Origin of the sequence: Burkholderia sp. BCC0397, from assembly GCF_902832865.1 — a bacterium.
Classification (GTDB): Bacteria; Pseudomonadota; Gammaproteobacteria; order Burkholderiales; family Burkholderiaceae; genus Burkholderia.
The window spans coordinates 99,562-123,733 of the sequence record NZ_CADFDL010000006.1 but is presented as its reverse complement, the minus strand read 5'-3'; the positions used below and the strand labels follow the sequence as shown (position 1 = coordinate 123,733).

24 protein-coding genes and 1 pseudogene are annotated in these 24,172 nt (G+C 66.5%); 10 read left to right on the top strand and 15 right to left on the bottom strand.

All coding sequences use genetic code 11. From position 1 onward, the window contains the following. Positions 1–583: 583 nt before the first annotated feature. A pseudogene (locus HWX03_RS20030) lies at positions 584–1,968 on the top strand (MFS transporter). An 89-nt stretch (positions 1,969–2,057) separates the two neighbouring features. Here the strand turns inward: HWX03_RS20030 and HWX03_RS20025 are convergent. From HWX03_RS20025 to HWX03_RS20015, 3 genes are all read right to left on the bottom strand, one after another. Continuing rightward, positions 2,058–2,306 carry a hypothetical protein gene (locus HWX03_RS20025; RefSeq protein WP_175872397.1) on the bottom strand — a complete coding sequence of 83 codons (249 nt, stop codon included), beginning with the start codon at positions 2,304–2,306 and terminating at the stop codon, positions 2,058–2,060. Beyond that, positions 2,303–3,550, bottom strand: a complete 1,248-nt coding sequence (locus HWX03_RS20020) for an alkaline phosphatase family protein (RefSeq protein WP_175872396.1) — start codon at positions 3,548–3,550, stop codon at positions 2,303–2,305. The genes HWX03_RS20025 and HWX03_RS20020 overlap by 4 nt, the downstream gene beginning before the upstream one ends. A gap of 167 nt (positions 3,551–3,717) precedes the next feature. Continuing rightward, the gene (locus tag HWX03_RS20015; protein ID WP_244132695.1) at positions 3,718–4,125 is read right to left on the bottom strand and encodes an AraC family transcriptional regulator; all 408 of its coding nucleotides are present in this window, start codon (positions 4,123–4,125) and stop codon (positions 3,718–3,720) included. Between the two features lie 141 nt (positions 4,126–4,266). Here HWX03_RS20015 and HWX03_RS20010 point away from each other — a divergent pair, with 141 nt between their 5' ends. Beyond that, positions 4,267–5,073, top strand: coding sequence for an alpha/beta hydrolase (locus HWX03_RS20010; RefSeq protein WP_175872395.1), 807 nt, complete (start codon positions 4,267–4,269; stop codon positions 5,071–5,073). A 176-nt stretch (positions 5,074–5,249) separates the two neighbouring features. Here the strand turns inward: HWX03_RS20010 and infA are convergent, their stop codons facing one another. The 4 genes from infA to HWX03_RS19985 form a co-directional block, all read right to left on the bottom strand. Next, on the bottom strand, positions 5,250–5,513 hold the full coding sequence (infA, locus tag HWX03_RS20005) for a translation initiation factor IF-1 (protein WP_027780754.1): 264 nt from the start codon (positions 5,511–5,513) through the stop codon (positions 5,250–5,252). 474 nt (positions 5,514–5,987) lie between these two features. After that, positions 5,988–6,191: a cold-shock protein gene (locus tag HWX03_RS19995; RefSeq protein WP_006483056.1), complete on the bottom strand. Its 204-nt coding sequence runs from the start codon at positions 6,189–6,191 to the stop codon at positions 5,988–5,990. A gap of 372 nt (positions 6,192–6,563) precedes the next feature. Further along, positions 6,564–6,980 carry a type II toxin-antitoxin system VapC family toxin gene (locus HWX03_RS19990; protein ID WP_175823931.1) on the bottom strand — a complete coding sequence of 139 codons (417 nt, stop codon included), beginning with the start codon at positions 6,978–6,980 and terminating at the stop codon, positions 6,564–6,566. Then, a complete protein-coding gene (locus tag HWX03_RS19985; RefSeq protein WP_175823892.1) occupies positions 6,967–7,203 on the bottom strand; it encodes a DNA-binding protein in 237 nt (78 codons plus the stop codon). Before HWX03_RS19985 ends, HWX03_RS19990 begins: the two co-directional genes overlap by 14 nt. Positions 7,204–7,696: 493 nt before the next feature. Here HWX03_RS19985 and HWX03_RS19980 point away from each other — a divergent pair, with 493 nt between their 5' ends. Then, entirely contained in the window at positions 7,697–8,923 is a 1,227-nt protein-coding gene (locus tag HWX03_RS19980) for an acyltransferase (RefSeq protein ID WP_175872394.1), read from the top strand. Between the two features lie 12 nt (positions 8,924–8,935). On the opposite strand, the gene HWX03_RS19975 is transcribed toward HWX03_RS19980, so the two are convergent. Then, positions 8,936–9,613, bottom strand: coding sequence for a hypothetical protein (locus HWX03_RS19975; RefSeq protein WP_175823932.1), 678 nt, complete (start codon positions 9,611–9,613; stop codon positions 8,936–8,938). Between the two features lie 846 nt (positions 9,614–10,459). On the opposite strand from HWX03_RS19975, the gene HWX03_RS19970 reads away from it, so the two are divergent. Next, entirely contained in the window at positions 10,460–10,684 is a 225-nt protein-coding gene (locus HWX03_RS19970) for a hypothetical protein (RefSeq protein ID WP_175872393.1), read from the top strand. Between the two features lie 77 nt (positions 10,685–10,761). Then, positions 10,762–12,150, top strand: coding sequence for a DHA2 family efflux MFS transporter permease subunit (locus HWX03_RS19965; RefSeq protein WP_175872392.1), 1,389 nt, complete (start codon positions 10,762–10,764; stop codon positions 12,148–12,150). A gap of 9 nt (positions 12,151–12,159) precedes the next feature. Here the strand turns inward: HWX03_RS19965 and HWX03_RS19960 are convergent, their stop codons facing one another. Further along, on the bottom strand, positions 12,160–12,540 hold the full coding sequence (locus HWX03_RS19960) for a DUF4377 domain-containing protein (protein ID WP_175872391.1): 381 nt from the start codon (positions 12,538–12,540) through the stop codon (positions 12,160–12,162). 296 nt (positions 12,541–12,836) lie between these two features. On the opposite strand from HWX03_RS19960, the gene HWX03_RS19955 reads away from it, so the two are divergent. Next, entirely contained in the window at positions 12,837–14,030 is a 1,194-nt protein-coding gene (locus HWX03_RS19955) for a tyrosine-type recombinase/integrase (RefSeq protein WP_175872390.1), read from the top strand. Between the two features lie 48 nt (positions 14,031–14,078). On the opposite strand, the gene HWX03_RS19950 is transcribed toward HWX03_RS19955, so the two are convergent. From HWX03_RS19950 to HWX03_RS19925, 6 genes are read right to left on the bottom strand one after another with little or no spacing between them, the layout of a single operon-like run. Beyond that, positions 14,079–14,867, bottom strand: a complete 789-nt coding sequence (locus HWX03_RS19950) for a c-type cytochrome (RefSeq protein ID WP_175872389.1) — start codon at positions 14,865–14,867, stop codon at positions 14,079–14,081. Beyond that, entirely contained in the window at positions 14,864–16,489 is a 1,626-nt protein-coding gene (locus tag HWX03_RS19945; protein ID WP_175872388.1) for a b(o/a)3-type cytochrome-c oxidase subunit 1, read from the bottom strand. Before HWX03_RS19945 ends, HWX03_RS19950 begins: the two co-directional genes overlap by 4 nt. Continuing rightward, positions 16,479–17,048: a cytochrome C oxidase subunit II gene (locus HWX03_RS19940; RefSeq protein WP_175872387.1), complete on the bottom strand. Its 570-nt coding sequence runs from the start codon at positions 17,046–17,048 to the stop codon at positions 16,479–16,481. The genes HWX03_RS19945 and HWX03_RS19940 overlap by 11 nt, the downstream gene beginning before the upstream one ends. Before the next feature lie 10 nt (positions 17,049–17,058). Then, complete coding sequence (locus HWX03_RS19935; RefSeq protein ID WP_208456810.1) at positions 17,059–17,238, bottom strand: hypothetical protein; 180 nt, start codon at positions 17,236–17,238, stop codon at positions 17,059–17,061. A gap of 10 nt (positions 17,239–17,248) precedes the next feature. Then, a complete protein-coding gene (locus tag HWX03_RS19930; RefSeq protein WP_244132724.1) occupies positions 17,249–18,463 on the bottom strand; it encodes a cytochrome c in 1,215 nt (404 codons plus the stop codon). A gap of 47 nt (positions 18,464–18,510) precedes the next feature. Beyond that, positions 18,511–19,137, bottom strand: a complete 627-nt coding sequence (locus tag HWX03_RS19925; protein ID WP_175872587.1) for a c-type cytochrome — start codon at positions 19,135–19,137, stop codon at positions 18,511–18,513. Between the two features lie 686 nt (positions 19,138–19,823). On the opposite strand from HWX03_RS19925, the gene HWX03_RS19920 reads away from it, so the two are divergent. The 4 genes from HWX03_RS19920 (at position 19,824) to HWX03_RS19905 (ending at position 24,104) form a co-directional block, all read left to right on the top strand. Then, positions 19,824–21,050 (top strand): CoA transferase, encoded by a 1,227-nt coding sequence (locus HWX03_RS19920; protein ID WP_175872384.1) that lies wholly within the window; start codon positions 19,824–19,826, stop codon positions 21,048–21,050. A gap of 66 nt (positions 21,051–21,116) precedes the next feature. Next, on the top strand, positions 21,117–21,866 hold the full coding sequence (locus tag HWX03_RS19915) for an acetoacetate decarboxylase (RefSeq protein WP_174430863.1): 750 nt from the start codon (positions 21,117–21,119) through the stop codon (positions 21,864–21,866). A gap of 45 nt (positions 21,867–21,911) precedes the next feature. Further along, positions 21,912–23,114: an acyl-CoA dehydrogenase family protein gene (locus HWX03_RS19910; RefSeq protein WP_175872383.1), complete on the top strand. Its 1,203-nt coding sequence runs from the start codon at positions 21,912–21,914 to the stop codon at positions 23,112–23,114. A gap of 36 nt (positions 23,115–23,150) precedes the next feature. Continuing rightward, positions 23,151–24,104 (top strand): 3-hydroxyacyl-CoA dehydrogenase NAD-binding domain-containing protein, encoded by a 954-nt coding sequence (locus HWX03_RS19905; RefSeq protein ID WP_175872382.1) that lies wholly within the window; start codon positions 23,151–23,153, stop codon positions 24,102–24,104. Positions 24,105–24,172: the final 68 nt, after the last annotated feature.

The following is a 24,172-nucleotide window of genomic DNA, read 5'->3' as shown; positions in this document are numbered from 1 at the left end:
TTCAATTTGAATGGCATGACCGGTCCATATGAAATGGACCAATCAATTCTATTTCACGTGAAAAATTGTGAATCCATACACATCTCGACTACGAAATATCCATGACGACGTCTTTCGACATGGGCTTTTAATACGGCGGCCGTGCCATACAAAATTCGCCCAAGCAACTGCACAATCGAAGCGATACGGCGATGAATTCTATTTTTTTGCAATCCAATTCGTCAACGCAAAATCCGACGTTTTAATTTTTAATTTTGAGATTGGATTGTTATTTTTCAATTCGAAACAAATAAAAGACTAGTACTGGTACTAAGTCGTATTGAAAATTCTGGAAATGCCCCGACCCACTACGTGGGCATCGCCCCCACTATCGTGACTAAGGGAATTCCGCATTGCCGACCGTGACGCCACTGTGGCAAGAGGAAGCTAAATCTGCCAATCCGACGAATGCACACGTCACGGGTAGTGACCCGGCGGAGGGCAACGCCGCACTACATCGTGGAGAAGATGCCAACGTGATACAACCCCACCGGCTACTGCCAGTAGGCTGTCAGCAGCTTGGGCGTAGGCTGGCGGAACAGACATGTTGCGAAGGAGAAGCGCCGTGCCCGATTCAGGATCGTTCGAACCGGCCTCCATCATCAAACGCCGCTGCGTCACCCTCCTGCCCCTCTGTCTCGCCGTACTCGTGGCCCAGGTCGACACGGCCGTCGTCAACCTCGCCACGCGTGCGATCGGCGCCTATTTCCATGCCGATGTCGGCGCATTGCAATGGGTCGTCGACAGCTACAACCTCACGTATGCGGTGCTGCTGCTGACCGGCGGGCTGCTCGCCGACCTGTACGGCCGCCGCCGCGTCTTCATCGCCGGCACGGCCATCTTCACGATCGCGTCGCTGCTGTGCGCGCTCGCGCCGTCGGTGTCGGTGCTGATCGCCGCCCGCGCACTGGCCGGCGTCGGCGCGGCGCTGCTGCTGCCGGCGTCGCTTGCGATCGTGCGGGTCGTGTGGCGCGCCCCGGTCGAACGCGGCCGCGCGCTCGGCATCTGGGCCGCGTGCAACGGCGTCGCGATGGCGATCGGCCCGACACTCGGCGGCGTGCTGATCCGGCACTTCGGCTGGCGCAGCATCTTTTTCGTCGTCGTGCCGCTGAGCATTGCCGCGATGCTGCTCGCGATCCCGGCCGTGCCCGAATCGTCCGATCCGCGCGGCCGGCATTTCGACGGCGCGGCGCAAGTCACGGGCGCACTCGCGCTCGGCGCGCTCGCGTATGCGGCGATCGTGTTCCGCGAGGCGCCGGCTGCATCGCGGTCGCGTCGTGCGTCGCGTTCGTGGCGATCGAGCGCCGTCACGGCGAATCCGCACTGGTGCCGCTCGACATTTTCCAGATCAGCGCGTTTCGCGGCGCGATCGCCGCGACCACCGGCATGACGTTCGGGATGTATGGCGTGCTGTTCCTGCTGCCGCTCACGTGGCAGAGCATCGGCCGCCTCGATTCGACCGGCGCGGGCCTCGCATTGCTGCCGATGGCGCTCGTGTTCGTCGCCGTGTCACCGTGCTCCGGGCGGTTGTCGGAACGCGTCGGCACGCGGGTGACGACGGCCGGCGGCGTCGCGGTGATCGCGAGCGGGCTCGCCGCGATCGGCGCATCGGCCGCTTCGTCGAGCCTGCTCGGCGCCGAGATCGGGCTCGCAATGACGGGGCTCGGGATGGGGATCGCGACAGGCCCGCTGATGACCGTCGCGGTCGGCGCCGTCGAGACCGCGCGCTCGGGCACCGCGAGCGCGCTCGTCAACGTCGCGCGGATGACCGGCGCGACGCTCGGGATCGCGGTGCTCGGCACGCTGTTCGCGGTCGCGCATGGCGGCACCGCCGGGTTGCGCGCGGCGATGTTCGTCGGTGCAGCGGTGCAGTTGGCAGGCGCTGCCGGGTCGGCGGTCAGTGTGCGACGCGCGCGGCAATCGGCGTGACGCTGCGCGACCGGCTGCACGAGCGTCGGCGCGCGGCGCCGCACGCGCCAGTCGCAGATAACAGCCATAGCCACTATCCGCCGCCCGAATCACCGATGCTTCCCGCCATGCTTGCGCGCCCGGTGCTCGGCGCGCTTCTGCAACAGCACAGGCATCAGCTCCTCGATGTATTGCCGCGCCTGCCCGCGCGTGACGATCTCGCTGAAGCGCTGGTGAGCCTTGTCCTGGCCGACCAGCGCCCCATGCGCTTTTCTCAGGATGTGCAGATAGGCGATCAGGCTCGTGCCGTCGCGCACAGGCAGCGCATCGCGCGGGTCCGGAGTCGGGGCGGGACTCATGTTCCGATCCTTTGCGGACAATCGGTCCGGCACGTCGTCGTGACGAGCGCGAGCAGGTCATGGGCGAGGCGATCGCGGTCGGTCAGCGGCGCGAGGCCGAACAGCCGCTCGAGCGTCGCGGCCACCGACGCGTGGTCATACGGCGTGTGATCGACGTGCCCGGCCGCGACCCACGGCGAAATCACGATCGCCGGCACGCGCACGCCGTACACGTCGAAGCCGAAGCCGCTCGCGTTCAGCGTCGCGGGCGCGCCATCGTTCGGCGGCGGCGCGGCGCCCGGCCCGACCGAATCGTAGAAGCCGCCGTGCTCGTCGTAGACGATCACGAACAGGCTGCTGTTCCATACCGGCGAGTTGCGGATCGCGTTGTACACGCGTGCGACGAGCTGGTCGCCGCCGGCCAGCCCGTCCATCGGGTGCTGCGAACTGCCGTTCCGGTAGGTGCCGTGCACGATGTCGCCATAGCCGGGCTCGATGAACGTGTAGCGCGCGGTGTAGCCCGCCGCGAGATCCGCTTCGAAATGCGCGAGATCGTCGACGTCGAAGAAGCTGATGCCCTTCAGCGACGCAACCTGCGGCACGTGGCCGAGCGGATCGCCCGTCTGGTCCTGGTAGATGCGCCAGTTGTCGTCGCCGAGCGCAGCGAAGATCGAATCCTTCGGGTACGGAAAGCCGTCCAGCGCATCCCACCCCCACATTTCCTCCTTGGTCGGCGAATGATCGAGCCCGGCCGACGACGCGCCGTGCAGGAAGAACCGGTTCGGCCAGGTCGGCCCCGGCATCGATGCATGCCACGCGTCGCACAGCACGAACGCATTCGCGAGCGCGTACAGCGACGGCGCCTGCGTCGCGGCATCGACGCCCAGCATGATCTTGCCCGCGTCGGCCGGCTGCGGCGGCGTGCCGTCGGAATGCGACGTCGCGTAGTTCGACACGAACCCCGAATTGTTGACCGGCGGATACGCGTGTCCTTTCACGAACGGCACGCCCGCGCCGCAGAGCTGTTCGAGCACGTCGGTGAATTCGTGACACGGATCGGTCGGCATCCGGTCGGGCGCGCCGCCGCCGAACGGATAGACCGCGCCGCCGTATGCGTTGCTGTTGCCCGGCGACGCGGCGACGATGTCGGCGATGCCCGACAGCGCGAACAGGTGATCGAAGGAACGGTTCTCGAGCATCAGCACGAACATGTGCTGGATGCGATCCTGAACCGACGGGGATGCGGGGGCTGCGTCTGCACTCATGGCGCCTCCTGGCGTCGCGCGACGAATGTCCGGCCGGCACGGCCGTTGGCCCGCGGAAAGCGCTGAAGGGATTGAAAGCCGCACGCGGGCCGCGCATTGCCGACGAGTGTACGACCGCGCCGGCCCGCGCGTAAAGCCGCAGGCGAACGGCGTCGCGGCGCGTGCATTTAACCGGTGGCCGGTGCGGTTTTCAGCGTGACGACATCGCGCCGCGGCGGTGCACCGAACATCCGCGCGTATTCGCGGCCGAATTGCGACGCGCTTTCGTAGCCGACGCGATACGCGGCCGTTTCCGCGTTCGCCGCGCCCGTCATCATCAGGTGTCGCGCTTCGAGCAGACGCAACCGCTTCTGGTACTGCAGCGGTGCCAGCGCCGTCAGCACCTTGAATCGCCGGTGAAACGCGGACGGGCTCATCTGCGCGACGGCGGCGAGTTCGTCGACGCGGATCGCCTCGGCGAACTGGCCGCGCAGCGCATGGATCGCCGCGACGACGCGCTGGGCATGACCGTTGGCGAACACGACACGCGACACTTCGCCGCCGTGCGGCCCGGCCGCTGGGTCAATGCGCAGCATCGAGGTGTCGGGTGGGATGGCGCTCTGAGCGTTGACTTTCGTCGATCGGCCCGATACGATCGATGCACTTTCAAGACGCCCTCCCGGTCCGCCGGGAGGGCGTTTCGTTTTGGTTCCCGGACCAAAAGGAAACGACTTGAAATGAATCCTCTCGACACCCTCGCCTCCCGCCCGGACAGCGCACCCGGCGGCCTCGGCTACCTGCGGCACGGCACGGGCCCCGAATGCGTGATGGTCCTGCACGACTGGCTCGGCGACCATACGAACTACGCGGCGCTGCTGCCGTATTTCGACGAAACGGCCTTCACGTACGTGTTCGCCGATCTGCGCGGCTACGGTGCGTCCATTCACTTGGGCGGCACGTACACGATCAACGAGATCTCGACCGATTGCGTCGCGCTCGCGGATCGTCTCGGCTGGCAGCGCTTTCACGTGATCGGCCATTCAATGACCGGCATGGCGACGCAACGGCTCGCCGCCGACGTGCCGTCGCGCATCAAGAGCGCGATTGCCGTGTGCCCCGTGTCGGCGGCCGGCAATCGCCTGCACGACGACGCACGCGCATTCTTCGCGAGCACGACCGTCGACGACGATGCGTTTCGCCGGCTCGTGCGATTCGTGACGGGGGGACTGTCGGCGCGCTGGGCCGATGTCAAGCTGCGGCAGAACCGCGAACGCGTGGCGCCCGCTTGCCGACTCGCGTATCTCGGCATGCTGACCGGAACCGACTTCGTCGATGACGTGCGCGGGCTCGACACGCGCTTTCTGGTCATCGTCGGCGACAAGGACCCGGGGCTCGACGCAGCGGCGATGCAGGCGACGTTTCTCGCATGGCATCCGAACGCGCGGCTCGTGACGATACCAAATTGCGGGCATTACCCGATGCAGGAATGTCCGCCGTATTTCGCGATGGTGATCGAGGATTTCCTGCGGGACGCGGCCGCCTGAGCGTGGAGCACGCGCGGCGCCGGTAAAGGCGGGAGAAGCAGAAGAAGCCGCCGCGGCGCGACGGCGCCGCCGGCGATCGACGAACGGCACACAGTGCGCTGTTCATCCGGTTCGTCCGGCCATGGGGCCGGACAGGTGACGATCGGTGCGCGCTGCTGCGCACCGGTCGTGGCCGCTTAGCGGCGCGGCTGCCCGCTTCGCGGGGGACGCGGGGAATTCGCGTCCTTGTGCCGGAAGTTGATGCGACCCTTCGTCAGGTCGTACATCGACAGTTCCAGCGTCACGCGATCACCCGCGAGAATGCGGATGTGGTTCTTGCGCATGCGGCCCGACGCGTACGCGCCGACCACGACGCCGTTTTCCAGCGTGACACGGTATTTGCTGTCCGGCAGCACTTCGTCGACGATTCCGTCCAGTTCCAGCAGTTCTTCTTTTGCCAAACCAATTCCTCCAGACAAGGTGATTGACCGCGGCCGCGGCGATCTGCCCGGCGCCGGCTCCCGCAAACGGGACGGCGGCCGGCAGGCAGCCGGGATCGGTTCGTTCAGACGGGCCACGGGCCTGTCTTGCGATCGGAGCCCGGCGCGTTGCGGCGTTCGGGCGGTCGGTGGTGGCGGCGGCGCAATGAGCGCGCCGCGCAAGTCGGGACCGCGCCGGCTACGGGGCATGGCGGCGGCCTGCTCGGGTTGATGCGTTGAAGCGGTGATGCGCTGGCGAAGCGACGAGCGCTTCGCGAGGGCGTTGCGTCGCACGCGGGTCACGCATGCGATGAGGGAGGCGTCACGACCGATGCATCGTGAATGTCGCGATGCATCGGTCGTGCGCATCGGAACGCGCAGGCCGCCGTCATGCGGCGCCCCGCGCGATACTCCATCCGGCATCGGCCGCCGCTTGGCGACCGCTGCCGATGCGGCTTACTGCGGCGTGATGTTCGACGCTTGCAGACCCTTCGGGCCGCGCTTCACTTCGAAGCTGACCTTCTGGCCTTCGGCCAGGGTCTTGAAGCCCGTGCCGCGAATTTCGGAGAAATGGGCGAACAGATCGTCGCCGCCGTTGTCCGGGGAAATGAAACCAAAGCCCTTGGTTTCGTTGAACCACTTGACGGTACCGGTATCCACAAATACTTCCTTAATACAAATAATTGAACATGCGCCCGCGACGGGCACAGAAAGAATCAAAGAGGGAGAGACCAACGACTGCCGCACGGTGTGCGGCCAATGATGAGCAATCGAACTTCTTGACGACTTCGGTTTCGGACACTACGCGGGAGCGGCCGTTTCGTCAAGTTATTTTGATGCGACGCACAAGCGCGGGCGCTCCGGACACCTTCCATGGCGGATGTTGCCGGTCGATATAGCCCGTTTCGATGCGCCCCTCATTTTTTGGCCGCCAGCCCGTTTTTTTACCGTCTGTTGGGACGAGAGGACGAGCGGTAAGAGGCCGGCGCCGCCCGTCCCGGCTTCGCGCGACGGCGGGCCGCCGCCGCGACGCTAGTCGAACGGATTCAGCAACCGGACGCCGGTGCGCGCGAAATCGTCGACGTTGCGCGTGACGACCGTCAGATCGTTGATCAGCGCGGTGGCTGCGATCAGCTTGTCGAGTTCGTGCGTCGGATCGGGCACGCGCAAATGCCCCCACATCTGGCTGGCCTCGATATCGACCGGCAGGATGTTCGGCGCATAGCCGGACAGGATCATCGCCATCCAGGCCTCGAGCGCCGACGCCTGGCTGTGATCGCCGCGATGACGGATCAGGTCGACGCCGCGCCGCAGCTCGGCCACCGTCACGACGGACAGGTAAAGCGGGCTCGCGTCGGCTTCGGCCTGCCTGAAGAACGCCCGCACGCCGCGGTTGGTTCGCTTGCCCTTCCTGATTTCGCTGATGACGTTCGTATCAATCAAAAACACGCCTGACCTCGCCTGAATCCTGAACACGTTGGAAATCCGCGTCTTCGCCCACCTCCGGCATGCTCATCAGCACTTGCGCAAAGGACCGCCGCTTCGGCCGGCCGAGCGCTTCGGCCAGAATGGCTCGATGTTCGGCCTCGGCGCTCCTGCCATGGGCCGCAGCCTGCTCACGCAGGCTTTGAACGATAGTGTCATCCACGTTACGCACCAGAAGATTTGCCATGAGTACCTCCATCCAGATTTGCTATCAATGATAGCGCCATGAAGATAAATTGCAAGCATTGCTATCACCTTCGTGACCGGATGGACCCCTGAGTCGGCGTGGACCCGCAGCAGCGGACGACAAGAATTTCGTCCATCTTCCGCCGCGGGTCCGACGCATCGAACTGCTGTCGCTCAAGGTAAGCCGGAGCGGGACGATGGGGAAGCCGGCCGGATGGCCAGTCGAGTGCCCTCGATAACGACGAATGTCCGGCCGGCGAGGAACGGGATTTGCGATGCGAGCGCCGTTGGCGACATGCGCTGCGAATACGGGCGTCGCATCGGTTCGCGCTGAAACATCGTGTTGCACAACGGGCCGCGACCCCTCGCCATCGTTTGATACCATCGGATCACAAGACCGGCGATCGAACGCCGTGCGAAGCGCGCAGAAGACCTTGCATCGACGCGGACCATCCGTGCCTGAAATCCCGATCCAAGACACGAGACGCCCTTCAGTGGACTTTGTTACGCCCTCTCTGGAAACCCTGTTCTCCCCGACACCCGACAAACTCTACTTCCCGGCATGCGTTGCGGCCGTGGCGATCATCGCGTGGCTCGTCGCCCGACACGTGCCGTTCTACCGGTCGGCCGTCGACAAGTCGCTGTCGATGCGCTATCGCAATCTCGACGGGTTCCGCGGCCTCCTGGCCATCTCCGTGGTCTTCCATCATTTCGCGTGCAACCAGGCGTTGCTGTCGACCGGCGTCTGGGGTGCCGGCACCGACTTCCTGCGCGATCTCGGGACGATTCCCGTCGCGATGTTCTTCATGGTCACCGGGCTGCTGTTCTGGGAACGCGCATGCCGAGGCGCGCTCGACGTGCGGACCTTCTTCGTCGGGCGCGTGCGACGCCTCGCGCCGCTCTATCTGTTTTACGCGGCCGTCATCGTCACCTGCACGCTTTACTGGTTTCCTCGCAACGCCGTCGGTGCACCGACGCAGTTGCTGGCCGACCTGCTCAAGACCGTTTCGCTCGGCTGGTTCGGCGCGTTCCCGATCAACGGAGCGGAGCGAACCCCGTATCTGAGCGGCGTCTGGTGGACCCTCTCCTACGAATGGCGGTTCTACGTCGCCGTTCCGTTTCTCGCGTGGTTCGTCGCCACGCGTGCGTGGCGCAAGCTGCTTGCGCTCGCGATCGTCACGGCCTGCGCGGCGCTGTTCGGGCCGCCCGGCGGCATGGCGCTGCTGTTCGCGTTCGGCGCGGTGGCCTACGAGGTGTCGCGGCATCCCGCGATCTGCGCGCGGCTCGCCACGAAAGCGGCGGCGACGGTCGCGCTGCTGATCCTCGCGATGTCTCCGTCTCCCGCCGAACGCTATTCGATCGCCGGCGCGCTGCCGCTGCTTCCAGTGTTTCTCTGCATCGCCAGCGGGAACACGTTCTACGGCGTGCTCAAGACCCGGCCGCTCTCGCTGCTCGGCACCGCCAGTTTCAGCATCTACATGATCCACATGGTGATCGTGTACATGATCATTCATGCAGTCGACAAGTTCGTTTTCCCGATCAATTCAGCCGACGACTCGGGCATCTGGGCGCTCGCGCTGGCATGCGCGCTGGTTGCCGTCTTCTGTGCGCTGCTGACTTACCGCTACGTCGAGCATCCGTTCATCGCAAAGCACCACGACGCACGCCCGGCACGCCGCGCGGCGGAGCCCGCTCGCGAGCGTCAAACGGTCACGCTGTGACCCGTTCGCGGCTCAAAAGCGGTACGAGATGCCGATCTGCAGGACCGGATACCACCGATAGCGCGACATCATCTGCCGCAGCGAGTCGAGCCCGCTCGCGGCCAGCACCTGGCTCTTCGCCGGTCCGGCCGCTGCGGCCAGTTCCGGCGACAGCGTATACGAACACTTCGGTATCCCGTACGCGACGCCGATATCGGCGACGAACCCGAGCCCTTTCGACGCAGGCCGATGCCCGTAGCCGATTCCGACATACGGCATCACGGTCGGATAACGCGCTTCCGCGACCGCGTACATGCCCGGCAGCGCTGGATAACGCTTGCCGCCGAATACGTAGGTCCCGTTGGTCGGTACCGATACGCCGTGAAGCTCGTCGTCGTTGAAGCGCAACCCGAGCGTCGCGCGGAAGCCGCTGCCTCGCCACGGAAAGATGTCGGCATATAAGCCGCCCTGGCGCAGCTTCAGGTCGTCCTGATAGCGATTGCCGGCCACCGTGAAGTTATGCGTCAGATTGATCGCGTTGAAATCCGCGTGCGCGCCCAGCATCGAATTGAAGCTCACGGCCGCCCCGATGCCGACGCCCTGCGTGCCGCCCTGCAGGTAGATTTCCTGCGCGTGCGCGCTCGCGACGAACATCGCCGCGACTACTGCCCATTGATTCACTGTTGTTTTCACGGGCGCCTCCCCCGACATGTGCCGGGCGCGACGCGACGCACACGCGACCTTCGTCGCGATGCGCGATGCGAACCCCGGCACGACACCTTGCAAGCACGCTTGCTGTTCTACGGATCGGGGACGCGTTGCGCGGTGCACATGACCGATACGACATGCGCTGCGCATGCGCCGTGGCACACGGCGCGCGCGACCCGATCCGATTCCCCGTTTGTTTCGATGTCGTTACATGCCGCCGATGCGCGGGTCGTTCTGGCGAAATTCATCTGCGCCGGCGGCATCGGGTGAACCGCAAAGGGCGTGCCATGCGGCGCTGGCCGAAGCGGAAAAAGCGCCATTCGTCGGGACGGGTAGTGGCGCGAGTCGCAATCGAGGGGAAATGTTTCAGGAACGTATCCGTATTCGGCGAGCGACGCCGAAAAACGCGATGTGCCGTCTTGCGCGTCGACGGTGCATGGATGGCGCAACGCCCGCGGAGCGAAGCCGGACGGCCGTCAGCGCACGCGCGTTGCCGTTGCGATCAATCGCGTACGGAAAAGCGCATTGAAAATGCGTTGCAAAAATGCACCTTTGCGCCGGGCGCAAGCGTCGCCGATGCACGATCCTGCGTGACGAGGCAGGGTGAATACCGATGCGTGCGCATGCATCTTGTCCGGCCATGCGCGACATGCCGCGCGAGCCGGTCGGCTCATGTCGTGCGACGTGGTCGAACGGATGCGGAAGTAGAAAGGCAGATTATCCGCGGCCCCAAACGATCACGCCCGCTGCAATGATCGCCGGCACGAACCCCGACAGCAGCGCATACGCCCTGCCCCCTCGCGCACGAACAGCCCCCACAACAAAACAACGCGCGCAATAGCCAATAGGATGAACGACGCGACGCCGGCCTTCGAGAACATCGCGAGGCGGTGCGAACGCGCGTCCGCCGCGCCGAGCCCCATCCCGGCGACGATCGGCATGCACGCCCACCCGCGCGGCCTGCCCGATCGCCGGATGCACGGCGAACAGCCGCTCGATCTCCGCCGGATGGCAGTTGAAACCGTCGACGATGAACATGTCCTTGATGCGGTCGGCGAGACCGCTTCCCGATGACCGGCGGAATCGGTACCATCGAGCGGGCGCCGCACGACCGTGCACCGGCGCCGGACTTTCGCCCCACCGATTTCCCCATGTCCCGAGAACCCACACATTCCGCGCTGCTCTGGATCGTCGCCGCTGCCTTCTTCATGCAGTCGCTCGACACGACGATCGTCAACACCGCGCTGCCCTCGATCGCACAAAGCCTGCATGCGTCGCCGCTCGCGATGCAGCCCGTCGTGGTCGTCTACACGCTGACGATGGCGATGCTCACGCCGGCCTCCGGCTGGCTCGCCGACCGGTTCGGCACGCGCCGCGTGTTCTCGGTCGCGATCCTCGTGTTCGTGCTCGCGTCGATCGGCTGCGCGGCGTCGCACACGCTCGGCCAGCTCGTCATCGCGCGCGCGGTGCAAGGCATCGGCGGCTCGATGCTGCTGCCGATCGGGCGGCTCGCCGTGCTGCGCCGCGTGCCGGGCGAACAGTACGTCGCGGCGATCGCGTTCGTGTCGATCGCCGGCCAGCTCGGCCCGATCGTCGGGCCGACGCTCGGCGGCTGGCTCACGCAGGCGATTTCGTGGCACTGGGTGTTCATCGTCAACGTGCCGGTCGGCGCGGTCGGCTTCATCGCGGTACAGCGCTACCTGCCGCACGACCAGGCGACGCAGCCGCCGCCGTTCGACTTCGTCGGCTGTGCGCTGCTGTCGGCCGCGATGATCGCGCTGTCGCTCGCGATCGACCCGCCGATGTCCGAGCACCGCGCCGTGTGGGCGGCCGGGCTCGCCGGGCTCGGCCTGGCGAGCGCGCTTGCATACCTGCCGCACGCGCGGCGACGCACGCAGCCGCTGTTCCGCCTCGGGCTGTTCCGCGAGCCGAACTTCGGGTCGGGGCTGCTCGGCAACCTGCTGTGCCGGATCGGCACGAGTTCGGTGCCGTTCATGCTGCCGCTGCTGATGCAGGTGCAGCTCGGCTATACGCCGCTGCAATCGGGGCTGATGATGCTGCCGGCCGCGATCGCGGGCGTCATCGCGAAACGCTGGATCGCGCCGCTCGTGAAGCGCTTCGGCTATGCGGCGTTTCTGGTCGTGAATACGGGGATCGTCGGCTGCGCGATCGCGGGATTCGCGCTGGTGTCGGCGCGGCCCGCGCCGGTGCTGGAAGGCGTGCTGCTGATCGTGTTCGGCGCGGCGAATTCGATGCAGTTCGCGGCGATGAACGGCGTGACGCTCAAGGGGCTGTCGCACGCCGACGCCGGCAGCGGCAACAGCCTGTTCACGATGATGCAGATGCTCGCGATGGGGCTGGGCGTGTCGATCGGCGGCGGGCTCGTCAACCTGTTCGCCGCCTATCGGGGCTCGATGGCGCACGGGTTCATGCTGTCGTTCGCGTGCATGGGCGCGGTGACGCTGCTGTCGTCGGTCGTGTTCCGGCGGATCGATACGGCCGCGCCGCCGGCCGGTGCGGCGGCGCGCCCTTCCGCGTAAGCACTGCCGTCAGTTCACCTGGCGGCGCTCGACGACGCGCTTGAGCACCCAGCGGATCGACGAACCGTCGGCCGGCGGCCGCGCGACGCGGTATTCGTCGACTTCGAGCGTGTACAGGTAGCCCGGCTGGTAGGCAAACCCTTCGATCCCCGCGTACCACAAGCTCCACGGCTCGCTCGGGCTGCTGCGCACCTGCAGGCACTCCATCGGCGCGACGCCCGTGCAGCGCGCGGACTGCGGCGCGACGTAGACGGTCTTGGCCACGGGCTTGCCGTCGGCCGGGCGGGCGGCATTCGGCGCGGTGGCCACCGCATCGGTCTGGCATCCGGCGAGGAGCGTGCTGCCGGCAAGGACGGCCGCGCCGAGCAGCGTTCGGGTCTTGTGAATCATCTGATATGCCTCTGGGAGCGTTGGAGGGCCAATTAGACGAGCCACCCGGCGAGAAGGTTCACAAATACCTTACAGAACGCGTTCGAGCACCCTCCTTTATCGGATGTCGCGTGCGAGCCGATACGCTACGGTGTTCCGGTTCCGCCGCGCGCTTCGTCACCGGCCGCGCGATCGTCGTGGACGACGGCTTCACCGTGTGGTGATCGTGTACCATCGACGCTTCCCGATACGCTTTCGCGCGCTGCGTTCGTCCGCCCGGCCACGCCTGCGCGGTTCGCGCAGCGCGTTTCCTTCGCATGACCTCATCCGTTCCGTCCGACACCGCGCTGCGCCCGCTGCCGATCGATACGCTCGCCGTGCCGGCCGCGCTCGACGGACGCACGGGCACCAACCGCTCGGGCAGCGCGCATCCGCAGATCGCCGCGACCAACGACCTCGACGCCGTGCGCGCGTGGCTCGCGCGCTTCGTCGATACGCCGACCACGTTCCAGAACTACCGCAAGGAAGCCGAGCGCCTGCTGCTGTGGGCCGTGATCGCGTGCGGCAAGCCGCTGTCGTCGCTCACGCACGAGGATCTCGTCGTGTACCGGCAATTTCTGCTCGCGCCCGCGCCGGCCGAGCTGTGGTGCGCGAACGGCGGCCGCAAGCATCCGCGCGACGATCCGCGCTGGCGGCCGTTTTACGGGCCGCTGTCGGCGGCCAGCCAGCGGCAGGCGCTGGTGATCCTGAACGTGATGTTCTCGTGGCTCGTGCAGGCCGGCTATCTGGCCGGCAACCCGCTCGCGTTGTCGCGACAGCGGCAGCGCCGGCCTGCGCCGCGCGTCACGCGCCATCTCGGGCAGCCGCTGTGGCAATCGGTGAAGGACGCGATCGCCGCGATGCCGCGCGACGATGCCCGCGCATGCTTCCATGCGGATCGCGCACGCTGGCTGTTCACGCTGCTGTATCTCGGCGGGCTGCGCATCACCGAAGCGGCCGATACGACGATGGGCCAATTCTTCTGCCGACGCGATGCGAACGGGCACGAGCGCTGGTGGCTCGACGTGACGGGCAAAGGCGGCCGGCAGCGGCTGGTGCCGGCCACCGACGAGATGATGGCCGAGCTGGCGCGCTACCGGCGCGCGCACGGCCTGCCCGCGCTGCCGTTCGACGGCGAACCGACGCCGCTCGTGCTGCCGGTCGGCCAGACGCGCAAGCCGCTCACGCGCGCGGCGCTGCACCGGATCGTGAAGCAGGTGTTCCGGCACGCGGCCGACCGGCTGCGCGCTCAAGGGGATGCCGGCGAACAACAGGCGCGCGTGCTCGAACAGGCGTCCGCGCACTGGCTGCGCCACAGCGCGGGCTCGCACATGGCCGACGGCCGCGTCGACCTGCGGCTCGTGCGCGACAACCTCGGCCATGTGTCGCTCACGACGACGAGCCAGTACCTGCACGCGGACGACGACTGGCGGCATCAGGAGACGGAAGAGAAGCACCGGATCGGCTGGTGACGGATCGACGGGGCCCGATGTCCTGCATCGGCTCGCCCATCCGTGCGATCAACGCGTCATTCCCGCATACCAGCGCGCGGCCGCCACGATTTCGCCGGGCGTCAGGTTGCGCGCGATATTGCGCATCTGCCCGGACGTATCGTTGTGTCGCGCGCCGCTCGCGAAATCGGCCAGCTGCGCCGTCGTATACGCAACCGGCAAGCCGTCGAGCCATGGGCTGCCCGCCTGATGGTCGACTCCGCCGTGACACGCGGCACACGCCGGGACATTGCGCATCGGCGCGCCGAGCACGACGATGTCCGGCACGTCGCCCGCCCGCGACGGCGGACGCGACAACGATGCGTAGTACGCGGCGAGATCGCGCATGTCCCGATCGTCCAGCCCGTGCACCATCGGCGACATTATCGCGTTCTGCCGCGCGCCGCTCGCGAAGTCGCGCAGTTGCTTGTACACCACGATCGCGTATTGCCCGGCCAGGTTCGGCGAATTCGCGTCGCTGATCCCCTTCTCGCCGTGGCACATCGTGCAGCGAAGCGACAGCGTCGCGCCGCGGCCGACCGACAGCCGCGTCGTATCCGACAGCAGTTGCGGCGTCACTTCCACTCGGCTGACCGGATACGCGGGCGTCACCGTTTCTTCGCCGCCCCCGAGCCATTTGCGCGGCACGCCGGCCGCGCTGCAGATCGCATTCCACACGCCCTGGAACTGCGGATCGCGCTGCACCGACGGCAGCCATACGAAGCCGACGAACGCAGACACCAGCGCAACGCCGAGCGTCGCGCCGACACTCGTGCGGAACCACGGATTGCGCAACGAGAACAGGCGTTCGTCGCTCATCGCCGTGCTCCGATCATGATCGCCGGAACCGACGTGTCGTCGCGCGCCATCAGTTGCACGATCGGGTAGCCGTAGTTGACGACCGTGAGACCGATCATCAACGTGAGCCACAACGCGAAACCGTTGAGCGCGACAGGCACGGACGGCGATTCGTGCACGGGCTCGCTGAAGCGATACGTCCCGGGTTCCACACGCGGCGCGGCATGCCCGCGAATCAACACGACGAAGAACAGGATCGCCGATGCGACGAGAATGAGCCCGCCGACCGCCGACATCACGACCCACACCGCCTGCGCCGCCAGTGCCGGATCGCCGTAGTCGTAGTAAGCCATCCGGCGCGGCATGCCGAGAATGCCGACCCAGTGCCACGGAAACGTCGTGACGATCATGCCGACGAACCACAGCCAAAGCTGCCAGCGCATCAGGCGCCGGTCCGTCAATGCCCGTCCCGTCAAGTGGGGCCACAGGTCGTAGGCAATCGCGAAGTACATCGTGACGATCGCGCCGGCGAAGATCAGATGGAAATGCCCGGTAATCCACTGCGTGTTGTGAATCGTCGCGTCGAGCTGGTAACTCATGTTGATGAGGCCGCCCGCTCCGCCGAAACCGAGCATCACGAACGAGAAGGCCAGCGCGAGCATCTGCGGGTTGTCCCACGGCAGCGCCGCGATCCAGCCGAATACGCCCTTTCCGCCCCGTAGCCGCGCGGCAATCTCGACCGACGCGCAGATCGTGAAGACCGTCAGCAGCGTCGGCACCGCGACCAGCGACGTGAAGACCGATTGCAGGAACTTGAACCCCGCACCGACCTGCGGATCGGCGAACAGATGATGAATGCCGATCGGCATCGACACGACCAGGAACAGGATGAACGAGATGCGCGCCATCCCGTCGCTGTACAACCGGCCGCCGATCGCACGCGGGACGATCGTGTAGTACGCGATGTAGGCCGGCATCAGCCAGAAGTAGACGATCGCGTGCAGCGTCCACGAGAAGAACACGCGCGCGAGCCCCGCATCGATAGTCGTCCTGAATCCGAGCGCAACCGGCAGGATCTGAAAGATCACCTCCAGCGCCGCGCCAACCGCGGTCCAGCCCCACAGGTAGGCACCCGCCACGGTCGCGAACATCGCGAGCGGCACGGTCTGCCCGGGATGATCGCGCTTCCATGCGGCGAGATTGATCGACATCAGCGCAACCCAGATCCACGAACCGACGACGACGAGCACCACGCCGATGTAATAGAACGCGTTGCCGATCATCGGCGGATAGAACGTATACAGCACCGACGCGCGCCCCATCGCGACCGGCACGCTGGCCGACACCGCGCCGAGCGCCACCAGCGCCAGCCCGCCCCACGCCCAGCGCGCGCCTGCGAGCGGCCGCTTCAGCGCGAGCTCCGTCACCGCGTAGCCGAAACCCATCGCGACCAGTGTCGGAAACACGTAACCCATCACGGTGCCGTGCTCCGTGACCGACCGGTAGTACAGCTCGGGATCGCGCAGCCATGAATGCAGCGGACTGCGTACGATCATCTGCCACGCACCAAGCGGCAACGCGATGCCGAACGTGATGAATGCGAGCCAGAAATGCGCGAGGACGAGGCGTCGGCTATTTAACACAGCTCAGTCTCCGGGTGCCGGCGGCCATCTGCATGAAAGCCGCCTTGTCGATGACCTTCACGTGCGCCCACATGCCCTGGTGGCCCGTGCCGCAATACTCGTGGCATGGCATCAGGTGATCGGCGGGTTCGGGAAAGCGTGTCCTGAACGTCGAGATGTAGCCAGGCTCCACCATCGAGTTGAGATTGGTGCCGGTCACGAGAAAACCGTGCACGACGTCGGCGCTCGTCGCGCGAAACGTGATCGTCGTATCGGCCGGCACGAGCACGCATTGCGGCGTGAACGAATACTGCTGCGCGACCATTCGCACCGTCACCGATCCGTCCGGCTCCGCCGCGCTGCCGAGATTGCTTTCGACGAACTCTCCCTCGACATGCAGCGACTCGGGCCGGATCGTCTCGACGCGCGACGGCGGCATCATGCCCCAATGCACGCCCGTATAGACGACCATGCCCACGAGCACGGCCACGATGCCGACAGCGACCGTCGCCCAGCGCCGTTCGATGCGGGCAGCGATATCGGCGGAAGCCGGACGTTCGTCGACGGAAGGATTCGACATGATGATCGGGTTACCGAATGACGCCGCGCGGCAGGAAGACCAGGAAGTAGAACGCGAACCAGATCGCGACGACGATCGCCGTTGCGGTGCCGGCCAGCGCGATCGCACCGCGCGGCCCGCGCCGGACGATCTCGTCGACGCGTTCGTGTTCCTGGTCGGCAACGCCGTCGTGCGGCGCGGGTGATTGCATCATCGTGTCCTCAGAAGATCGGCGCCGAGCGCAGCGCGTTGACTTCCTTCGCGCTCACCGGCTTGCCGTGATTGCCCCACGCGGTGCGAATGAACGTGACGACGGCCGCCACCTCCTCGTCCGACAGCGACTGCGCGAACGGCGGCATCCCGTACGGCATCGGGTTCCTGCGCGTGCCGGGCGCATAGCCGCCGTTCAGCACCATGCGGATCGGATTGACCGAGGACGTCATCTGGATCGACTGGTTGTTCGCGAGCGGCGGGAAATGCGGGGGTTTGCCCCGTCCGTCGGCGGCATGGCACACCGCGCACTGGGCGTCGTAGATCTTGTGCCCGAGCGGCGCGAGGCGGTTGGTCTCCTCCGTGACGGCCGACGGCGGCGGCGCGCTGTCGACCTCGCCCGCGCGCCCCGGCAGCGATTTCAGATACACCGCGACCGCGCGCACGTCGTCGTCGTTCAGGTACTGGAAGCTGTCGTAGACGACTTCGGCCATCGGCCCGTATACCGCACCGCGTTGCGATACGCCGGCCTGAAGCAGATCGGCGATGTCGGTCAGGTTCCATGCGCCGAGGCCCGCTTCGCGATTCGACGTCAACGACGGTGCATACCACTGCTGCAACGGAATCAGGCCGCCCTGGTATTCCTTCGACCGCTTGTTGCCGCCCAGCGCATTGATCTCCGTGTGGCACATCGTGCAGTGGCCGAGCCCTTCGACGAGGTAGGCGCCGCGATTCCATTCGGCAGGCTGCGCGGGATCGGGCTGGTACTCGCCCTGGCGGAAGAACAGCGTGCGCCACCCGAGCAGCAACTGGCGCTGATCGAACGGGAAGCGCAGCTCGTGCGACCGGTTCGGCTGACGCACGGGCGGCACCGATTGCAGATACGCGTAGATCGCGTCCGAATCGGCACGCGTCACCTTCGTGTACGACGCGAACGGCATGACCGGATAGATGAACGATCCGTCGCGCGACCGGCCTTCGTGCATCGTCCGGTAGAACTCCGCGGCCGTCCAGTTGCCGATGCCCGTCGCCTTGTCCGACGAGATGTTCGGCGCGTAGATCGTGCCGAACGGCGTCTCCATCGGCCGGCCGCCACCGAACAGCTTGCCCGCCGGGATCGTGTGGCACGCGACGCAATCGCCCGCGCGTGCCAGATACTCGCCGCGCGCGAGCAGTTGTGCGCGGTCGGCCGGCTTCGGCGGTTCGGCGGCATGCGCCAGCACGATGCCGCAGGCAAGCAGGACGGCGAGCGCATCGTGGCGTCGTTGGCGAATCACGGGGCGGCTCCGGAATGGGTCACGCTACCGCAGACGAGCGGCAACCTCGATGCATCCTGCACGGCCGGCATCGGATTCGACGGCGCCGGTTGCGCGGCAAGCCACGCCGCGACTGCCGTGATGTCCTGCCCGGACAAGCGTGTCGCGATCTCCTGCATGCAGTCGGGCGCCGCGGCGCGGCGCGTGCCGTAACGCCATGCGCCGAGCTGCGCGCTGACGTAGGTCGCATGCAGCCCGAGCAGCCCGGGAATCGCAGGCATCGTGCCGGTCAGCTCGCGGCCATGACAGCTCGCACAGGCCGGCACGCCGTGCGCGCGATCGCCTTCGACGACGAGCGCCTGCCCGCGCGCGAGCACGCGGGCGTCCATGACCGGCGCCGCGGGCGGCGGATACGGCGGATGCTGGGCGGCGAAGTACTCGGCAATCTGGCGCAGGTACGCATCGGGCAGATAGGCGAGCAGATAGTTCATCGGCGGATACTTGCGGCCACCGTCGCGAAACGCGCGCAACTGCTGGTACAGGTAGCCGGCAGGCTTGCCGGCGAGACGCGGGAAGTAGTCGTTGTCGGTGCCCTCGCCGTGCGCGCCATGGCACGCGGCGCACCCCATCACGCGCGCCTGCATCGTGTCCGGAGCGGCTTCCGTGGCCGTCCCGGCCGCATGGACCGGCGCGCTCCACCGCAAGCATGGCGCGATCAGCACGGCAATGAGCAATGCGATGCGATACGTCACCGGCGTCCTCGTCTGGCTTTTCTTGGAAGCAACAACGTCGTACCGGACGATCACTCACGTGGCACGCGCTCATGATCGCAACATGTATCGCCTCGATCCTGCCGCCGGGCGAAGTGCGTTTAACAGTAGAACCTAATCGGGACCTTTTCAAGGACGTCCGGTCATCGCATGCGAAGGTTCGACGGCGATGTTGCAGACGGCCCGCATCACGGGCCCGCCGCGAAGTTCGATCGATCGGACCTGCCTCGTCGCGAACAGGAACGCCGACACCCGCCTCGCTCCGGACGAACCTCTTCCCGAACCGCAAGCGACGGCGCTTGCGGTTTCCTCGCATCCCTCTCCCGCTTCGGCAATGCACGTTGCACGGCACGCATATCGATGCGGACGCAACGATTTCGCACATCTTGCGGCTCATCCGGCATTCCTCATACGACTGAAGACCTCCTTGGTGCGATTCCACAATTCGCGTTGGTGATTTCTCCAGTTCGGCGCGCGCGTCGGGTTGCTAGAGTTCATCACAACCGCTTGCGCAGCCGGCCGGCGAGCCCTGACAACCGGAACACCGCAAGGGAGGCATCGTGACGCACGGCAACATCTTTTCCGACCTGAAAGTCGTCGACCTCGCCAGCTACATCGCCGGGCCTGCCGCGACGACGATCCTGTCGGACTACGGCGCGGACGTGATCAAGGTCGAGCCGCCGGGCCAGGGCGATCCGTATCGCCAGTTCTATGCGACGCCGCCGAATCCCGTGTGCGAGCGCAACTATGCATGGCAGCTCACGAACCGGAACAAGCGCGGCCTGGCCGTCGATCTCAAACATCCGGCCGCGAAAGACGTGCTCGTCCGGCTCGTCGAATGGGCCGACGTGCTCGTCACGAACTTTCCGCCGAAGGTGAAGCAGGCGCTCGGCCTGACCTACGAACAGGTCGGCCCGCTGAATCCGCGCCTGATCTACGCCGACATCACCGGCTACGGCGCACACGGACCGGAAGCCGATCGGCCCGGCTTCGACATCACCGCGTACTGGGCGCGCACCGGCCTGATGGAAGTCACGCACGACGCCGGTAGCCCGCCGACGCTGCCGATCCCCGGCATCGGCGACCATGCGACCGCGAGCACACTGTATTCGGCGATCGTCACGGGCCTCTACCGGCGCGAGAAGACCGGCCGCGGCGGGCATGTCGGCACGTCCCTGATCGCCGAAGGCGCGTGGGCGGCGGCCGCCTGGATCGAAGGCGGCCTGAACGGCGCACGGTTCTTCGGCCAGCACAATCGCAAGACGCCGCCGAACGCGCTGCTCAATCCCTACCGCACAGCCGACGACCGCTGGCTGCTGCTCGTCGCCGCGCAGGAGAAGGACTGGCCCGGTTTCGTCAATGCGCTCGGCCTGCCGGACTTGCTGCGCGATCCGCGCTTCGCCGACAGCCGCCTGCGCGCGCAGCACGCGGCAGCCCTCGTCGGGATTCTCGATCCGGCTTTCGCGAGCAGGCCACTGGCCGACTGGAAGAAGGCGCTCGACGCACAGCGCGTGATCTACGGCGTCGTGCAGATCGCCGACGAGATCGTCAACGATCCGCAGATGCACGAGAACGGCGTGTTCCTGCCGATCGACGATCCGGCCGTCGGCGCGACGCATACCGTCGCGAGCCCGCTGCACGTCGCCGACGCCCCGAAGGAAGCGCCTCGCCGCGCGCCACGCCTGGGCGAGCACACGCGCTCGGTGCTCGACTCGCTGGGTTTCTCGACGGCCGATACCGACAGCCTGTTGCAGAGCGGCGCCGTCAGGCAAGACAGCAACGACTGACACGCATCGCTTCTCATGCGCCGTGTCGCGATGCGACGCCGCGATTTTTCCATTCAGGGGAATACGATGACCGAAGCCGAAGTGCGCGCATCCGCGTTCGCGATGCCACTGACCAGCCCCGCGTATCCGAAGCCGCCGTTCCGGTTCGTGGACCGGGAGTTCATCATCATCACGTACCGCACCGACCCGGCCGCGCTCGAACGCGTCGTGCCCGCGCCGCTGAAGGTCGCGGAACCCGTCGTCAAGTACGAGTTCATTCGGATGCCCGATTCGACCGGCCTCGGCTCGTACACCGAATCGGGCCAGGTCATTCCGGTCACCTTCGACGGCGCCCCCGGCGGCTATACGCATGCGATGTATCTCGACAACCTGGCCGGCATCGCCGCCGGACGCGAGCTGCTCGGCTTTCCGAAGGTGCTCGCGTCGCCGAGACTCGAGGTGCGCAACGACAGCCTCGTCGGCACGCTCGACTACAACGGCGTGCGCGTCGCGACGGCGACGATGACCTACAAATACCATGCGCTCGATGTCGAGGCCGTCCGCCACTCGCTCGCGACGCCGGGATACCTGCTGAAGATCATTCCGCACGTCGACGGCGTCACGGCCCGCCTGTGCGAACTCGTGCGCTTCCATTCATTCGACGTCGACATCAAGGGCGCATGGACCGGCCCGGCGTCGCTCGAACTGCACCCGCACTGCCTCGCGCCGGTGGCGAAGCTGCCGGTGCTCGAAGTGCTGTCCGCCGTGCATCTGCTCACCGACCTGTCGCTCGGCAACGGCGAGATCGTTCACGACTACCTTCGTTCGGCTGCCTGACGCATCGACCGCCCCGCCCCCGTTCATCTACCCGGAACCTTCGTCATGACCACGACCGATCACCCGCCCGGTTCGCTGCCCGAAGCGAACGGCGACTTCTACCAGCTCACGCGCACACTGTCCGACGACGAGAACCAGATCCGCCTCAGGGTTCGCGCGTTCATGGAACAGGAGGTTCAGCCGATCATCAACGAATTCTGGATGCGCGACGAATTCCCGTTCGAACTGCTGCCTCGCTTCAAGACGCTCGGCATCGCGGGCCTGGCGATCAGCGGCTACGGTTGCCCCGGAAGGAGCACGACGCTGATGGGCTTCGTGATGATGGAGCTGGCGCGTGTCGACGCATCGATATCGACGTTCTTCGGTGTGCACACGGGCCTTGCGATGGGCTCGATCGCGATCTGCGGCTCGGAGGAGCAAAAGCGTGCGTGGCTGCCGGACATGGCAACGCTCGACAAGATCGGCTCGTTCGGGCTGACGGAGCCGGAGGTCGGTTCGGGCGCGGCCGGCGGACTGGCGACGAGCGCACGGCGCGATGGCGATACATGGGTCCTGAACGGCCAGAAGAAATGGATCGGCAATTCGACGTGGGGCGACCTGACGATCGTGTGGGCGCGCGACGTTGCCGACCACCAGGTCAAGGGCTTCATCGTCGAGAACAAGACGCCGGGATTTCATGTGGAAAAGATCCAGCACAAGATGGCGCTGCGCGTCGTGCAGAACGGGCTGATCACGCTGAAGGATTGTCGCGTCGCCGAAGCCAACCGGCTGCAGAACGCGAATTCGTTCAAGGACACCGCGCAGGTGCTGAAGATGACGCGCGCGGCCGTCGCGTGGGAATCGGTCGGCTGCGCGACCGGCGCATACGAACATGCACTGCGCTACGCGCAGCAGCGCCAGCAGTTCGGCCGGCCCATCGCAAGTTTCCAGCTCGTGCAGGACCTGCTGTTCCGGATGCTCTGCAACATCACGTCCACGCAGGCGCTGTGCTACCGGCTCTCCCAGATGCAGGACGCCGGCATCATGCGTGACGAACACGCGTCGCTCGCCAAGGGCGTTTGCACGGCACGCATGCGCGAGACGGTCGGCTGGGCCCGCGAGCTGCTCGGCGCGAACGGCATCCTGCTCGATCATCACGTGGGCCGCTTCGTCGCCGATGCGGAAGCGCTCTACTCGTACGAAGGCACGCGCGAGATGAACGCGCTGATCGTCGGACGCGCGATCACCGGCTTCAGCGCGTTCGTGTAACTCCACCACCGTCCCCCGTCTCGAAGGAGCGTCTTCATGGCTACCCCGATCAAGCGTGTCGCCGTCATCGGCACCGGTGTCATCGGCGCGAGCTGGGCCGCGCTGTTTCTCGCAAAAGGGCTCGACGTCGCGGCGACGGACGTCGCGCCGGATGCCGAGCAGCGGCTTCGGCAATACCTCGACGCGGCATGGCCCGCGCTCGAGGAACTCGGGCTGGCGCCGGGCGCGTCGCGCTCGCGCCTGACGTTCACGCGCGAACTCGGCGAGGCGGTGGCCGGCGCGGGGCTCGTGCAGGAAAACGGCCCGGAGCGGATCGACTTCAAGCGCACGCTGTACGGCCAGCTCGATGCGCTGCTGCCGCCCGACGTGCCGATCGCGTCGAGTTCGTCGGGCCTCACGATGAGCGAGATCCAGGCCGGCTGCGGCGCGCACCCCGAACGCTGCGTGATCGGCCATCCGTTCAATCCGCCGCACCTGATTCCGCTCGTCGAGATCGTGTCGGGCGAGAAGACCTCGGAGGAAACCATCGCGACGGTGACGGCCTTCTACACGTCGCTCGGCAAACGCACGATCCGCCTGCACAAGGAAGTGCCGGGGCATGTCGCGAACCGGCTGCAGGCCGCGTTGTGGCGCGAGGTCGTGCATCTCGTCTCGACGGGCGTCGTCAGTGTCGCGGACGCCGACACGGCCGTCTGCTGGGGTCCCGGCCTGCGCTGGGGCTTGATGGGCCCGGCGCTGCTGTTCCATCTCGGCGGCGGCCAGGGCGGCATCGCGCATTTCCTCGAGCAGTTCACCGGGCCGATGACGGCCTGGTGGAACGTGCTCGGCACGCCGCAACTGTCGCCGGACGTGCAGCGCACGATCGCCGACGGCGTGCTGCGGGAAGCGGACGGACGATCGATCGACACGCTCGCCGCGCAGCGCGACCGCGAGCTGCTCGCGTTGCTGAAGCTGCGCGGAGAAAGCGAGCGCGCCGCCCGCAACGCTTGACCGGGCCGCCATCGCCATCGCCATCGCGATCGCGATCGGCGATCAGCGATTAGCGATTAGCGATTAGC